Source organism: Gallaecimonas zhanjiangensis (genome assembly GCF_057624825.1).
The window spans coordinates 3,079,572-3,092,817 of the sequence record NZ_CM172603.1 but is presented as its reverse complement, the minus strand read 5'-3'; the positions used below and the strand labels follow the sequence as shown (position 1 = coordinate 3,092,817).

The following is a 13,246-nucleotide window of genomic DNA, read 5'->3' as shown; positions in this document are numbered from 1 at the left end:
GGACATGTCATGGTCAGGGTTTGGGACAGCTTTATCCGAGGTTTTCACTGGGGGCAGTTGCTGCTGCTCATCGGTTGTTGGTGGAGCGCCGAGGCCGGGGAAATGGTGTGGCATCAATGGCTGGCCATGACTCTGCTGGCGTTCTGGTTGACCCGCATCCTGTGGGGCTTTGTCGGCTCGGCCAGCGCCCGGTTCAGCCACTTTGTGGTGTCGCCGCTCAAGGCCTTTGCCTATGGCCGCGCCCTGGCCAAAGGCCAGGCGCCGGTAACGGTGGGCCACAATCCGCTGGGCGGCTGGATGGTGCTGGTGCTATTGCTGGTGGTGGGTATTCAGCTTGGCAGCGGGCTTTTTGCCAGTGACGAAATCTTCACCGAGGGGCCGCTCAGCCATCTGGTAAGCAGCGAAACCGCCACCTGGCTCACCCGCCTGCATCATCTGAATTTTGATTTCATCGTCTGGCTGGGCCTTGCCCACTTGCTGGCGGTTATTTTGCACTGCGCCAAGGGCGAGCGGCTGGTACCGGCCATGTTTACCGGCCGTAAACGGGGTATCGACGGCCCCAGCCAGGTGCGGGCCAGTTGGCCGGCCTGGTTTTGCTTCCTGCTGCTGTGGGGGCTGTTGTACTGGGCCTGGGGCAGTGGCCTTTAAATGGTGTAATCAGGCTCGCTATCGCGGTGCTTGTCTTGATACATGCGCTTGTCGGCGCGGGTCAGCAGGGTATCGATGTCGTCCCCCGGGCTTGGGAAGCTGTAACCCAGGGCCGTTGAGATACGCAGCACCAAGCGGTTCTCCAGGTGCATATCGCGGTTAACCGCTTCTAGCAGCCGCTGGGCGATGGCCTCGGCCTGTTCACTGCCGTTGATGCCGTCTAGCACCCCAACGAACTCGTCCCCGCCCAACCGGTAGTACTGGTCACTTGGGCGTGACACTTCCTGCAGGCGCCTTGCAACCATCACTAACACGTCGTCGCCGGTTTCATGGCCGTGGTTGTCGTTTATTTCCTTAAAGCCGTTGAGGTCGAGATAGACAATACAAAACGGCTCGCCGCTTTTACGGTATTGGCCGAGGTTGTCATTAAGCTTTTGGTAAAAGGCGCGGCGGTTGGGCAGGCCGGTCAGGCTGTCGGTGTTAACCAATATCTTGTTGCGGCTGTGCTCACGGATGATGGTAAAGAACATACCGGCAAACACCATGGATGCCAGCCAGCCTATCACCCGGGTCAGCTGCAGCCACCAAAGCCCCTTGGGCTGCTGGGTGGTAGCGGCCAGCATCCAGGTCTCGTTATGCAGGTATAAAGGCAGACTGATGTGCTCTGGGCTCTCCAGCACCTTGGGGTCGCCAAAGATAAACCCCTTGTCCTTCTTGGAGGGATTGTAGAGATAAAGGTGAAGGCCGGCAGGTTCGGCGGTGAAATTGGAGGCGGCCAGCAATTTGTCGATATCCAGCACCACGCTTATCACGCCCCACAGCTTGCCTTCTTTAACAAACACCGGGGTGCGGTTAATCAGCCCCCGGCCGCCCTGGATAAGATTCACCGGTCCGTCCAGCACCGTTTCTTTGAGCGCCACTGCCTTTTCCACATAGGGCCACTGCTCGGGCACAGTGCGAAAATCCACGTTGAGAACCTTCTCGTTGCCCTTGAGGGGATAGACCATCCGTACCACCAAGTCCGGCGCCACCGCGATGCTGCGAATGCTCTTACCGTCGATATAAATGTTCTTGATAACCGGGTCGATTTGCTCACGGGTGGCGTCGGGGTAGGCCTGCAGGTAGGCGGCAAGGCCTCGCACCAGGTAAATGGCGGCGTTGCTGTGGGCTTCGATACGGGTGCGAAGGTTTATAAGCTCGTTGGTGACCCGGGCCCTGGCATCGGCCTGGCGATTAACGGAGATCAGGTGGTGGAATATCTCAACGGTACCGACAGCCAAGATAAAGATAACGAGGGTGCCCAGGTAGGTCAGTCGGGAAAGCTGTTGGTGGTGCTGTCGCATCGGATGCCCAGAATTCTATTTATGTAACATAGTCAGGCCATCCGTAGCGCAGTGCAAGTCAACCGCCGCTAACGCCAGCTTGCATTAACGAAATAATAACGTGCCGTCATGCACTGGACGGCCAAAATGAGACGCTTTAGCGCCATTGTTGAGCCAAGTGGCTGTGGGTGAAGGTTTTTTCCTTTAGCATTTACAAATACTTCCAATTTGTATGACATGCGGCAGGAGCAATTCGGCCTTGTGGTTTTGTTGTGGGTACTTTCCTCCTCTTGCAGTTTGTTGGCCCAGAGCGCCGCACCGCTGCTGGACGGGTATCAATAATGAGTGAGGCAAGGCGTTGATGAATCCTCCGTTGTCATACAGTTTGATCCCGGTGCCCAAACGGCTCTGCATCACCCTGACCTTGCTGGTTGCTTTGCTGATTTTCAGCCTCGATTACTTCACCCATTTCGATATGGCCATGGCCACCCTGTATGTGATTGTGGTGGCCATGGCCGCCAACTTTGCCAGTCGCCTGGGGCTTATCGCCATCATCCTTGGCTGTTTGGGCCTTTCCTGGCTGGGGTTCATGCTGGGCTCGGGCAACCCGCTCCATTTCGTTATCAGCCTGGTTGCCATTATTGCCACCGGCCTCTTGGTGGGGCGTAGCCGCAACGCTTTTCGTGAGCTTGAGCGCCAGGCAAGCCTGCTGGAGCTGACTCACGACGCCATCTTTGTACGCGGCCTTGACGATAAAATTCAGTATTGGAATAGCGGCGCCGAAGAGCTCTACGGTTTTGGCCGCCAGCAGGTTCAGGGCCGGGTGAGCCATGAGCTCCTTAACACCGGTGCCGAGCAATCGGTTGCTCCCATCACCAGCGAGCTGATGCGCACCGGCCGCTGGGAGGGCGAGCTGGTCCAGCAGCGCGCCGACGGCGCCTGGCTGACCGTTTCCAGCCGCTGGGCGCTACTGCGCGACAGCCGTGGCCGGCCCCTGGCGATACTGGAGAGCAACAACGACATCACCGAACACAAAAAGGCCGAGGCCAGCCTCAAAGAGCAAGAGCGCAGCAAACGGGTTGCCCTGGCTACTATCCCGGCGCTGGTGTGGATAAGCCGCCCCGATATGTCCCTCGACTACGTTAACGCCCATTGGCAGGCGCAGGGGTTTGGGGAGTCAGCCAAGACGCTTGGCTGGTGCCAATTGCTCCACCCCGACGACACTGCCCAGTGGGACGCCAAGTGGCAACTGGCCTGGCAGTCTCAAAAGCAGGGTTTGGAAGTGGAGGCCAGGCTGCGGCTAAGTGACGGCAGCTACCGCTGGTTTTTACACCGCGCCTTGCCGATTTACGGTGACGACGGCCAGGTAGCTCGCTGGTACGGCACCAGCACCGATATTCAGGAGCGTAAATGTGCCCAGGAGGCCCTTATCAAGGCCCAGGCCGAGCTGGCCCATACCAGTCGGGTGCTAAGCCTCGGGGAGTTGGCGGCTTCTATTGCCCATGAGGTCAATCAGCCGCTCACCACCGTGGTCACCCATGGCGAGGCGCTTCAACTTTGGCTAAACCAGCCCGAGCTTGCCACGGAAGAAATTAAAGCCGGTGTGGCCGCCATGGTGGCCGAAGGGCGCCGGGCCGGGGAGATCATCCGCCGGCTGCGGGACATGGCCCGCAACAGCCAGGCCCAGCACGGCCCTTTGCAATGCGTGGCGCTGATTGATGACGTGCTGGCCATGGTGCGCCACGAGCTGGAGCGAAAAAAGGTGCGCTCAAGCCTGGAGCACCCTTCATCTTTGCCGCCAATCACTGGCGACAGGGTGCAGTTGCAGCAGGTACTGCTGAACCTCATCTTAAATGCCATTCAGGCCATGGCCCAGGTGCCTGAAGAGGCCCGCCACTTGCGCCTTGATATCAGTAAAACAGGCCAGAGCCTGACCTTCAGCGTTACCGATTCTGGCATGGGCATACCGCCCGGCCAGCATCAGCAGCTGTTCAATGCCTTCTATACCACCCGCGAAGAAGGCATGGGCATGGGGCTTTCCATTTGCCGTTCCATTATCGAAGCCCACGGCGGGCAGATCTGGGCCGAAACCCCGGCAAGTGGCGGCGCCCGCTTTAGCTTTACCCTGCCGGTGGCCGCCGATATTGCCCAGGTGGCTGACCATGCACCTCTTTAAAGGCCCGGCTAAAGGCGGCCTGTGACAAATAACCGCATTGCTCGGCAATAAGGCCGATGCCGTGGGGCTGCTCCAGCAGCAACCTCGCGGCCAAGGTCATGCGCACCTGGGTGAGCCATTGCTGGGGCGTAAGGTGGTAGCTGGCGGCAAAGTGCCGGGCAAAACTGGCGCGAGACAAATGGCAGCACTCGGCCATGCGTTGCAAGGTCCAAGGAGCCTGGAGCTCGGCCAGTACGGCGCTAATGGCCCCGGCGATGCGGCTGTTGGCCATCAGCTTTAGCCAGCCTTGCGCGGTGTGCTGCTCGGCCAGCAGCGCGCGCAGCACCAGGGTAAAAAGCGCGGCCGACAGCTCGGTTACAATGGCCGCGCCGCCGGGGGCATTGGCCTGGCTTTCTCTTGCCATCATCCGCACCAGGGCGCCCAACTCCTGGCAATCATCGCGCTGCTGGGTGGCAATGTGCAGCCAGGGCGGCTGCTGGCCAAACAGCAAAGCGCCATGGCGGCCTATCTTGAACTCCCCGCACAGCATCTCTAATTCAGGCCCGTCGCCCTGGCGCTCAAGGGCGGTTAAAGCGCCGCCGTGGCGGGTCAGTAGCGGCGCCATCTGGCCTTTATGGGTGAGGCTTTTGAGCTGGTGAGCGCTGGCGTTTGGCAACAGCACGATGTCGCCGCTCGATAAGGCAAGGCGTTTATTGCCCAGCTCCAGCACGGCGCTGCCGCGCAAAATCAAGTGATAGGGGATCACCCCCAGAGCCTGCTGCGGGTGGTCTGCCTGCCAGTGGCCGGCAAAGCGACAATGGAGGTCAACACTGCATTGGGGCGCCAGTAGCTGCACGAGGTGGCTGAGGTTGTCCATGACCCTCCTGAGACGATAGAGCATAAAGTAGCGATTTTTGAGCGCAGATTGTGCACCGGCCGCTCCCTAATATGAAGCCATCGCCAACGGGGCGACAGCATTTATCAGGAGAGACACCATGAGCCGTTTACAGACCCTGCCCGTCACCGACGCCACTGGCCAAACCGCCGAACTCTTTGCCGCCATCAAAGGCGCCGTGGGTAAAGTGCCCAACTCTTACGCCGTTATCGGCAGCAACGCCCCGGCGGTGCTGGCCCAGGCCCTGGCCCATAACGCCGCCTTGAAAAAGGGCAGCCTGAACGCCAAACAGCTGGAGGCCATCAATCTGGCGGTGAGCGAAGTGAGCGGCTGTGATTACTGCCTGGCAGCCCACACCCTGGCCGCCAAAGGCGCGGGCTTTAGCGCCGAGCAAATTCAGGCGCTGCGCCACGGTATCTACCAAGATGACGCCGCCATCGACGCCCTTATCACCTTTGCTCGCGATCTGGTGGCAAGCAGCGGCACGTTGGCCGCCAGCAAAGTTGAGGCCCTTAAAACGGCCGGTTACAGCGACCGCCAGATAGTCGAGGCCATCAGCGCCATCAGCGCCATCCTCTTTACCAATATGATCAACAGGGTCAACGACACCGTGCTGGACTTTCCCAAAGTGAACTAACCCGGCCAATAAAAAAGGCGGCCCAGGCCGCCTTTTTTATTTTTAACCTTCTGCTTAATCCCAGTCTGGGGCCAGGCCTTTAGGGTCTACTTCGCGGCCGTTTCGCTCCAGTTCGGCAATCTTCGCCATATCCTCTGCGGTAAGCACCAGCTCTTGGGCCAGCAGGTTACTGGCCAGGTTCTCCCGCTTGGTGGAAGAGGGAATAACCGAGTAACCAAGCTGCATGGCCCAGGCCAGGGCGACCTGGGCCGGGGTGGCCTGGTGGCGCTGGGCGATGTCGGCCAGCACCGGGTCGGCCAGCACCTTGCCGTAAGCCAGGGTCATGTAAGAGGTTACCTGGATGCCCGCGTCTTTCATAAAGGCGGTGACGCTGCGGTTTTGCAGGTAGGGGCTGAGCTCAATCTGGTTGGTGGCAATGGCGTCTTTACCCACCACCGCCATGGCCTCTTTGAGCTGGGCAATGTTGAAGTTGGACACGCCAATCTGGCGGGTCAGGCCCTGGGCCTTGGCCTCATTGAGCGCCGCCATGTAGTCGGCCAGAGCCACGCCATTGCCGGGCGCCGGCCAATGGATGAGGGTCAGATCCACTTGCTCGGTGCGCAGTTTGGCCAGGCTCTCCTTGAGGCTTGGGATCAGCTTGTCCGGGTGGTAGTTGTCTACCCAAATCTTGGTGGTGATAAAAAGTGCGTCGCGGGGCACGCCGCTCTCGGCGATGGCCTGGCCGACCTCGGCCTCGTTACCGTAAATCTGGGCGGTGTCGATGGCGCGGTAGCCAAGCTCCAGCGCAGTGCGTACCGAATCAATGACAACCTGGCCTTGCAGGCGGAAGGTGCCAACGCCAAAGGCGGGAATGCGCATAACCATCTCCTCAATGGGTAAGGGAAAAACCGGCCGGATGCCGGACCTTGAATTAACGCCAGTCTGCCGGGATGATACTTTCCAAAAAAGCCATTAAAGCTGGAAAGATATTTGATAGAAGGTCAAAGATGAAGGCGACCCTCGACGAGATGCAAGTGTTTATTGCGGTGGTGGATTGCGGTTCTATCAGCGCGGCCGCCGAGCGGCTTGAGCAGACCGTCTCGGCCACCAGCCGCACCTTGGCGCGGCTTGAAGAAAAGCTCGGCACCACCTTGCTGCGCCGCACCACCCGGCGGTTGTCGTTAACCGAGGAGGGCCGGGATTACCTGGCCCGGGTGCGCGACATCATCAGCTCGGTGCAGGCCAGTGAAGAGATGCTGGCCATCAGGCGCAGCAAACCGGCCGGCCTGCTGCGGGTGGACGCTGCCACCCCCTTTATGCTGCACGTTATCGCGCCGCTGGTGGCCGGGTATCGCCGCCAGTACCCCGAGGTGGAGCTGGAGCTTAACAGCAACGAGGGCATTATCGACTTGCTGGAGCGGCGCACCGACCTTGCCATTCGCATCGGCGAGCTCAAAGACTCTACCTTGCACGCCAAAGCCATAGGCCAAAGCCAGGTGCGGGTACTGGCAAGCCCCGACTACCTGGCAAAGGCCGGTACGCCGCAGCAGGTGAGCGAGCTTGCCGGGCACCCCTTGCTGGGCTTTAGCCAGCCCGAGCACCTTAACGACTGGCCGCTGCTGGACGCCAGGGGCCAGCGCCTGCACGTGCGCCCGGCCATTCGTGCCTCAAGCGGCGAAACGGTGCGGCAACTGGCACTCAATGGCGGCGGTATCTGCTGTTTGTCGGATTTTATGACCGCAAATGACCGTAAAACCGGGCGCCTGGTGAGCCTGTTTGACGAGCAAACCCTCAGCCAGCGCCAGAGCATCAATGCCGTGTATTATCGCAACACGGCGGTGTCGGCGCGGATAAGCTCTTTTATTGCCTACCTGGCCGGCGCCATTGGCGAGCGGGGTTTTGATTAAAGCGGGCGGGTGGCTATTTCAAGATCCCCAAGCCACTTCATGGCCTGACTGCGGCTGTCGCCGCACATTTCATTAGAGGGTTTGAGGCCGGCGCAAAAGGCCGGGCGCTCGGGCTTGCCGAAAATCTTGCAGCGAAACTGCTCATCGAGCTGCACGCAGGGTACGTTGGCGGGCTTGCCGTCTGGCATGCCGGGGATGGGGCTGGTGATGGACGGCGCAGTGCAGCAGGCCCCGCAGTGTTCACGACAATTCATTCAATTGGGGCACCACAAAAGTTGGGCGCCGATTGTGACCGAAAAGCGCTGCCAGATCACTCAAAGCGGCGGCGGACTGTGCCTTGGCTCGCAATGTCGTTAGGCGGCGCTGGGCTATTGCACTTTTGTGGCGACAAAGGCAGTCTCTGAAGGCTCCGGGCCGCGCAGTTAAAGACGCCGTCCGGCACAGCATGAAAACCGTCAGACCTTTTGGAGTACCCATGACCCGCCAGCCGTCACCGAGCCTTGTTATTGAGCCTACCGCCAACCCCACTTCTGCCGAGGCGCGCCAGGCGCTGCTCGCCAACCCGGTGTTTGGCAAGGTCTTTACCGACCACATGGTGACGGTACAGCACAGCAATGAGCGCGGCTGGTATGACGCCAAGCTGGCGGCTCGCCATGATTTTCAGTTCTCCCCCGGCACCACCGTGCTGCACTACGGCCTTGAAATTTTTGAAGGCCTCAAGGCTTACCGCCAGGCTGGTGGCGGCGTGGCGCTGTTTCGCCCCGACGCCAACGCCCGCCGCTTTGCCAATTCGGCCCGCCGCCTGGCCATGGCGCCGCTGCCCGAAGAACTGTTTATCGAGGCGGTAAAGGCCATCAGCGACCTTGACCGCGACTGGATCCCCGAGCAGGACGGCGCCTCACTGTACCTGCGCCCCTTTATGCTGGCGGCCGACGCCACCTTGGGCCTGAAACCGGCTGACCAGTGCCTGTTCAGCGTTATTGCCTCGCCGGTGGCGGCCTACTTTAAAGGCGGCGCAGCAGCGGTATCGCTGTGGGTGTCTGACCATTTCACCCGCGCCGCCCCTGGCGGCACCGGCGATGTTAAATGCGGCGGCAACTACGCCGCGGCCATGGTGGCGCAGCTCGAAGCGGGCCGCCAGGGCTGCGACCAGGTGGTGTTCCTCGACGCCGTGGAGCGCCAATGGGTGGAAGAGCTGGGGGGCATGAACGTCTTTTTCGTGTTTGACGACGGCTCCATCCAGACCCCGCCCCTGACCGGCACCATCCTGCCCGGTATTACCCGCGACTCCATCATCCAACTGGCCATGGACAAGGGCCTGACGGTGCGCGAAGAGCGCTACTCCATCGACCAATGGCAGCAAGACGCCCAAAGCGGCCGCCTGGTAGAAGCCTTTGCCTGCGGCACCGCCGCAGTGGTTACCCCCATCGGCAAGGTGACCGGCAACCGCCACGATTTCACCATCGGCAACGGCGAAGGCGGCGAAGTGACCGCCATGCTCAAGGCCGCGCTGCTGGATATCCAATACGGCCGCAGTGAAGACCCCCACGGCTGGATGGTGCAGCTTGGCTAACGCCGCTCCTTAAGAAAAGGCCTCCCTTTGGGAGGCCTTTTTGTTACCAGCCGAATTTAAATTCGACCCCGAGATAATCGCTGTCCGAGCCGCCAGCGGCTTTGAGGCTGCTACCCACCTGGTAGTGCACCGCTTCGATGGCGGTGCTCAGGTGGCCGTTGACCTTCCAGTCCAGGCGCAGCTGGCCGTAGGCGCCGGTGTAGCGGCTGCCGTGGCCAGCGGTGTTGGGCACGGCGATGCTGGGCATGGTGTACACCGCGTCGTCAGTGGTCATCCGCCACAACCCGGCCACCGCGCCCATCAGGCTCAAGTTCGCCATGGGCTTGATGGTGATGGAGGGTTTGACGTGAATGAAGTTCACATAGCCGGTGTAGCCCGCGAGGTTCAGGTATGAGCCATTGGGGAACAAGGGGTTAAAGGTGCCGAGCTTGTTGTCGTTGGGGTTGGTATCGCCGGAGGCGGCGTCCAGTTGCATGCCAAGCCTTGGCGCCAGGGCTACGTCTTTGAAGGTGTAGCCAACCCGGCTGCCCGAGCCCCAGGCGCGAATGCGCTGGCCGCCAATATCACCGGTTTGCAACATGGCTTCCAGGTCCCAATCAACGTTTGCCTTTTTGCCGGCAAAACGCAGATCCCAGACATCACGCTGCTCGTTGCCTGACACCGTTAAGAAGTGGGCGTCGGCGTCGGCAAAGCGTGACCAATAGGCCGACAACTCGTTGCCCCCCAGCACCAGGCGCTCGACGCGGGCACCATAAAAGCGCTGGTGGTGGGAGCTGGTGTCGTCAAAGCTGTGGCGGTCCTTGTTGACCACAGGCTGGCTGTAATAGCCGATAAAGCGCCACTGGCCGGTTTCATAGTCTGACCACAGGGCGTCAAAGGAGCGGCGCACGTTAGGCCCTTCGCGAACTGACACAAAGCGCTGCAAGTCAAAGGCGAACTGCTGGCGGCCAGCCCGTATCTTGAGGGTGTCATTGCCTATGGGGTGTACCAGCGCCACAAAGGCTTGCTCCAAATCCAGCTTGTTGGCGTCGGCCGGCCCTTTGTTTTTCTTCCCGGGGGCGCTGTCGTTTTGCAACTGCACAAAGGTTTGTACCTCTCCCAGGCGCAGGTCGGCATGCACTTCCATGCGGTTGATGAGGTAGCCGTCGCCTTGCCCAGCAACCGTGCCAAAGCGGGGGCTGTGGTTGGTTTCATAGCGTTCTCTGAGGTTGGCCCCCAACGACAGGTAGTTGGCCGGGTCGTCTCCGAGGGAGATGTATTTGAGGCTATCGAGAGGCTGGGTTTTCAGGGCCGGGTCGGCCAGGGCTGACCAGTCTTCTTGCCAGCGATTGGAGAGGATGGCCGGGCGGCCGGTAGCGGCATTGGCAGTGCTTGCGGCCATGGCCAGCAACGGCGCCAGCAGCAGCCAGCTTCGGTGGCGATATGTCATGGTGGATCCTTAAAAGAAAGGCCGGGTAAGCCCGGCCTTAAGGGTGCAGCGGATTAGGAGGCGTGGTGCAGCTGGTGAATTTCGGCGATATAGCCGCCGGGGAAGCGCACCATCACCGCTTCGCGGTCACCGGCGTTATAAGGGGCAACCAGCACTTCAACACCGGCGGCTTTGGCCTTTTTCAAGGTGGCTTTGAGGTCGCTGACTTCATAGCCGGTCATGTCGCGGCCATAGGGCCAGGGCAGTTGGCCCTTGGTCACCAGCACCGTCATCTTGCCGTAGCCAGAATCAATGCGTACCCGGCGGATGGGGTGGCTAAGGCCAGCGGCGCTGCCGGGGGCGGCGTTCTCGTCAGACACCACTGTGCCATGGGAGAAGGCAACCCAGTCCTTGATAAAGGTGTCGGCGGCGTCCTGGGTCAAATAGATGCGGTTTTCCGGCACTGTTGCCAGGGGGTCGTAATGGGGCTTTTGGGTGTGCCAGTAGAGCTGCATGTTCACGCCGCCCGGCCACTGGATAACGGTGTCGCGGCCGATGGGGTCAGGGAAGGCTTCTACCAGGCGGGTGGCACCGTGTTTCACTGCCGAGTCCAGGGCCGCGTCCATGTCGGTGACCAGGTAGCCGGTACGCTCGGCGCCAAAGGGGTAGGGAACCGGGGTTTTAAAACCGAATACTGAAATGGTGCCAGCCGGGGTCAGCGCCAGTTGCGACATGGTCTTGCTGGCGGTCGGGGTTACCTGAAACACCCCTTGCTTGCTGGTTTTGCCGCCGAAGGTGTCCACAAAGCTTTTCACAAAGTGGTTGAAGTCTTTGGCATCCACATAAACGTGGGTGGTGTCGTATTGAGGGCCGACGGCAAAGCCGGCGTCTTCGGCCATGGCGGCCTGGGATGACAGCGCGGCGCTGCCGGCAAACAGGGCGCCAAGCAGCAGGGATTTAATAGAAGGCACGGGATGAACTCCTTGATAAAGACAACGAAGGGGAATGGCGTGTAATGGCAAGGCTGAAGCCGGCTTCGCCAGGGGCGAAGCCCGTTATTCAGGCTTTTTCTTCTTGCTCGGCTTTTTTATCGGCCTGGCGGCCCGGCAATTGGCCAAGCACATGGTCTACCGCGTCAGCTTTGTCGCAGGCGGTAGAAAAGGCGGTGCCCTTGAGCAGCTGTTTACCAACCGGGATCACCTGCTCACCGACCAGGATCCCCAGCAGACCAACCAGGGCCACCAGCGGCGGCGCGGGGGAGCGGACATTGAGCAGGCTGTAAATCACGCCTACCAATAAACCGGCAGCCAGGGAAAATAAATAGATCTTCATAATGCGAAACTCCTTAAAGGCAACAACAGGCCGCAGGCTGCGCTTGCTTGCGGCCTGACGAAAGAAAGTGGCGAGTGATATCCGGACTATAAATGGCGGATCTGTGTCGTAATACGCGCCGCCTGGAATAACTTTGTTTCCACTTTTTAAAGCAGATAGCCGCATTTACATTTAACGGCTTATTTTCTGGCTGTTTTTGCCCTTTATTAAATATGCGCCGCGTTTTGTTATTAACGTTAAAGGATGTTCAGGCGGCCCAATAAAAGGCGTTGCTGTAAAACACAGCGTTTATTTGGGCTGGGCATGGGGGGCAAATGGTAGGCTGGGTATTACCAACATCTTATGGCCCGGTGCCCTGGCGGCCGGGCCTATCGCAAAGGAGCGAGCCACCATGGAATACACCAAACTGGGCACTACCGGGCTGGACATCTCCAGGCTGTGCCTGGGCTGCATGACCTTTGGCGAGCCAAACGCCGGCGCCCACCCCTGGACCTTGGATGAAGAACGTTCGCGGCCCATTTTTCGCCACGCCGTGGAGCAGGGCATCAACTTCTTTGATACCGCCAACAGCTACTCTGCTGGCACCTCAGAAGTAATGGTGGGCAAGTTTCTCAAGGAATTTACTCGCCGCGACGACATCGTGCTGGCCACCAAGGTGTTCTTCCCGCCCGGCGCCGCTGGCGCCCCGGCCAGCCCCAACGGTAAGGGATTGTCGCGCAAGGCGATCATGGCGCAGATTGACGCCAGCCTTGGCCGCCTCGGCACCGATTATGTGGATCTCTACCAAATCCACCGCTGGGACTACGACACCCCCATCGAAGAAACCATGGAAGCGCTGCACGACGTGGTAAAAGCCGGCAAGGCCCGCTATATCGGCGCGTCCTCGATGTTTGCCTGGCAATTTGCCAAGGCCCAAGCGGTGGCGAGCCAAAACGGCTGGACCCGCTTTGTGTCCATGCAGAACTACCTGAACCTGCTGTACCGCGAAGAGGAGCGGGAGATGATCCCCTTGTGCGCCGACCAAGGCGTTGGGCTGATGCCCTGGAGCCCGCTGGCCCGTGGCCACCTGACTCGCCCACGCGGCCAGGGCACGGCCCGCAGCGCATCCGATGTCTTTGGGAAAACCCTGTATGAGCGTACCGAGCAGGCCGATGGCCAAGTGATTGATGCCGTCGAGGCGGTGGCCAAGGCCCGGGGCGTGCCCATGGCTCAGGTGGCCCTGGCCTGGGTGCTGGCCAAGCCGCAAGTCTCGGCGCCCATTGTTGGCGCCTCGAAAACGGCGCAGCTGGACGATGCGGTGGCGGCCCTGGCCTTTAAGCTAACCGATGAGGAAATCGCCCAGCTTGAGCAGCACTATCAGCCCCACAGCATTACCGGGCACCAATAAAAA

13 protein-coding genes are annotated in these 13,246 nt (G+C 60.3%); 6 read left to right on the top strand and 7 right to left on the bottom strand.

Annotated elements, in window-relative coordinates; all coding sequences use genetic code 11:
- Positions 1-9: 9 nt before the first annotated feature.
- Positions 10-648: a cytochrome b/b6 domain-containing protein gene (locus AC22G1_RS14770; protein ID WP_487314048.1), complete on the top strand. Its 639-nt coding sequence runs from the start codon at positions 10-12 to the stop codon at positions 646-648.
- Here AC22G1_RS14770 and AC22G1_RS14765 read toward each other — a convergent pair.
- Positions 645-1,991, bottom strand: a complete 1,347-nt coding sequence (locus AC22G1_RS14765; RefSeq protein ID WP_487314047.1) for a diguanylate cyclase domain-containing protein — start codon at positions 1,989-1,991, stop codon at positions 645-647. The genes AC22G1_RS14770 and AC22G1_RS14765 overlap by 4 nt on opposite strands.
- A 352-nt stretch (positions 1,992-2,343) precedes the next feature.
- Here AC22G1_RS14765 and AC22G1_RS14760 point away from each other — a divergent pair, with 352 nt between their 5' ends.
- A complete protein-coding gene (locus AC22G1_RS14760) occupies positions 2,344-4,146 on the top strand; it encodes a PAS domain-containing sensor histidine kinase (protein WP_487314046.1) in 1,803 nt (600 codons plus the stop codon).
- On the opposite strand, the gene AC22G1_RS14755 is transcribed toward AC22G1_RS14760, so the two are convergent.
- Positions 4,091-5,002, bottom strand: coding sequence for an AraC family transcriptional regulator (locus tag AC22G1_RS14755; RefSeq protein ID WP_487314045.1), 912 nt, complete (start codon positions 5,000-5,002; stop codon positions 4,091-4,093). The genes AC22G1_RS14760 and AC22G1_RS14755 overlap by 56 nt on opposite strands.
- 118 nt (positions 5,003-5,120) lie before the next feature.
- Between AC22G1_RS14755 and AC22G1_RS14750 the strand changes: the two genes are divergently transcribed.
- A complete protein-coding gene (locus AC22G1_RS14750; protein WP_487314044.1) occupies positions 5,121-5,657 on the top strand; it encodes a carboxymuconolactone decarboxylase family protein in 537 nt (178 codons plus the stop codon).
- Positions 5,658-5,711: 54 nt separating this feature from the next.
- Here the strand turns inward: AC22G1_RS14750 and dkgB are convergent, their stop codons facing one another.
- A complete protein-coding gene (dkgB, locus tag AC22G1_RS14745) occupies positions 5,712-6,515 on the bottom strand; it encodes a 2,5-didehydrogluconate reductase DkgB (protein ID WP_487314043.1) in 804 nt (267 codons plus the stop codon).
- A gap of 128 nt (positions 6,516-6,643) precedes the next feature.
- Here dkgB and AC22G1_RS14740 point away from each other — a divergent pair, with 128 nt between their 5' ends.
- The gene (locus AC22G1_RS14740) at positions 6,644-7,543 is read left to right on the top strand and encodes a LysR substrate-binding domain-containing protein (protein ID WP_487314042.1); all 900 of its coding nucleotides are present in this window, start codon (positions 6,644-6,646) and stop codon (positions 7,541-7,543) included.
- On the opposite strand, the gene AC22G1_RS14735 is transcribed toward AC22G1_RS14740, so the two are convergent.
- On the bottom strand, positions 7,540-7,797 hold the full coding sequence (locus AC22G1_RS14735) for a YkgJ family cysteine cluster protein (RefSeq protein ID WP_487314041.1): 258 nt from the start codon (positions 7,795-7,797) through the stop codon (positions 7,540-7,542). The two genes, AC22G1_RS14740 and AC22G1_RS14735, sit on opposite strands and share 4 nt — an antisense overlap.
- Before the next feature lie 191 nt (positions 7,798-7,988).
- Here AC22G1_RS14735 and AC22G1_RS14730 point away from each other — a divergent pair, with 191 nt between their 5' ends.
- Positions 7,989-9,116, top strand: a complete 1,128-nt coding sequence (locus tag AC22G1_RS14730) for a branched-chain amino acid aminotransferase (RefSeq protein ID WP_487314040.1) — start codon at positions 7,989-7,991, stop codon at positions 9,114-9,116.
- 43 nt (positions 9,117-9,159) lie between these two features.
- On the opposite strand, the gene AC22G1_RS14725 is transcribed toward AC22G1_RS14730, so the two are convergent.
- From AC22G1_RS14725 to AC22G1_RS14715, 3 genes are all read right to left on the bottom strand, one after another.
- The gene (locus AC22G1_RS14725) at positions 9,160-10,545 is read right to left on the bottom strand and encodes an alginate export family protein (protein WP_487314039.1); all 1,386 of its coding nucleotides are present in this window, start codon (positions 10,543-10,545) and stop codon (positions 9,160-9,162) included.
- Positions 10,546-10,598: 53 nt separating this feature from the next.
- The gene (locus AC22G1_RS14720; RefSeq protein ID WP_487314038.1) at positions 10,599-11,495 is read right to left on the bottom strand and encodes a glyoxalase; all 897 of its coding nucleotides are present in this window, start codon (positions 11,493-11,495) and stop codon (positions 10,599-10,601) included.
- Positions 11,496-11,583: 88 nt separating this feature from the next.
- Positions 11,584-11,856, bottom strand: coding sequence for a XapX domain-containing protein (locus tag AC22G1_RS14715; protein ID WP_487314037.1), 273 nt, complete (start codon positions 11,854-11,856; stop codon positions 11,584-11,586).
- Between the two features lie 391 nt (positions 11,857-12,247).
- Here AC22G1_RS14715 and AC22G1_RS14710 point away from each other — a divergent pair, with 391 nt between their 5' ends.
- Positions 12,248-13,243 carry an aldo/keto reductase gene (locus AC22G1_RS14710; RefSeq protein ID WP_487314036.1) on the top strand — a complete coding sequence of 332 codons (996 nt, stop codon included), beginning with the start codon at positions 12,248-12,250 and terminating at the stop codon, positions 13,241-13,243.
- Positions 13,244-13,246 lie beyond the last annotated feature (3 nt).

Bases quoted from the DNA above. Each gene is read 5' to 3' on its own strand.
- AC22G1_RS14770 (WP_487314048.1), top strand. From the start codon at position 10: ATGGTCAGGGTTTGGGACAGCTTTATCCGAGGTTTTCACTGGGGGCAG.
- AC22G1_RS14765 (WP_487314047.1), bottom strand. From the start codon at position 1,991: ATGCGACAGCACCACCAACAGCTTTCCCGACTGACCTACCTGGGCACC.
- AC22G1_RS14755 (WP_487314045.1), bottom strand. From the start codon at position 5,002: ATGGACAACCTCAGCCACCTCGTGCAGCTACTGGCGCCCCAATGCAGT.
- AC22G1_RS14750 (WP_487314044.1), top strand. From the start codon at position 5,121: ATGAGCCGTTTACAGACCCTGCCCGTCACCGACGCCACTGGCCAAACC.
- dkgB (WP_487314043.1), bottom strand. From the start codon at position 6,515: ATGCGCATTCCCGCCTTTGGCGTTGGCACCTTCCGCCTGCAAGGCCAG.
- AC22G1_RS14740 (WP_487314042.1), top strand. From the start codon at position 6,644: ATGAAGGCGACCCTCGACGAGATGCAAGTGTTTATTGCGGTGGTGGAT.
- AC22G1_RS14735 (WP_487314041.1), bottom strand. From the start codon at position 7,797: ATGAATTGTCGTGAACACTGCGGGGCCTGCTGCACTGCGCCGTCCATC.
- AC22G1_RS14730 (WP_487314040.1), top strand. From the start codon at position 7,989: ATGAAAACCGTCAGACCTTTTGGAGTACCCATGACCCGCCAGCCGTCA.
- AC22G1_RS14725 (WP_487314039.1), bottom strand. From the start codon at position 10,545: ATGACATATCGCCACCGAAGCTGGCTGCTGCTGGCGCCGTTGCTGGCC.
- AC22G1_RS14715 (WP_487314037.1), bottom strand. From the start codon at position 11,856: ATGAAGATCTATTTATTTTCCCTGGCTGCCGGTTTATTGGTAGGCGTG.
- AC22G1_RS14710 (WP_487314036.1), top strand. From the start codon at position 12,248: ATGGAATACACCAAACTGGGCACTACCGGGCTGGACATCTCCAGGCTG.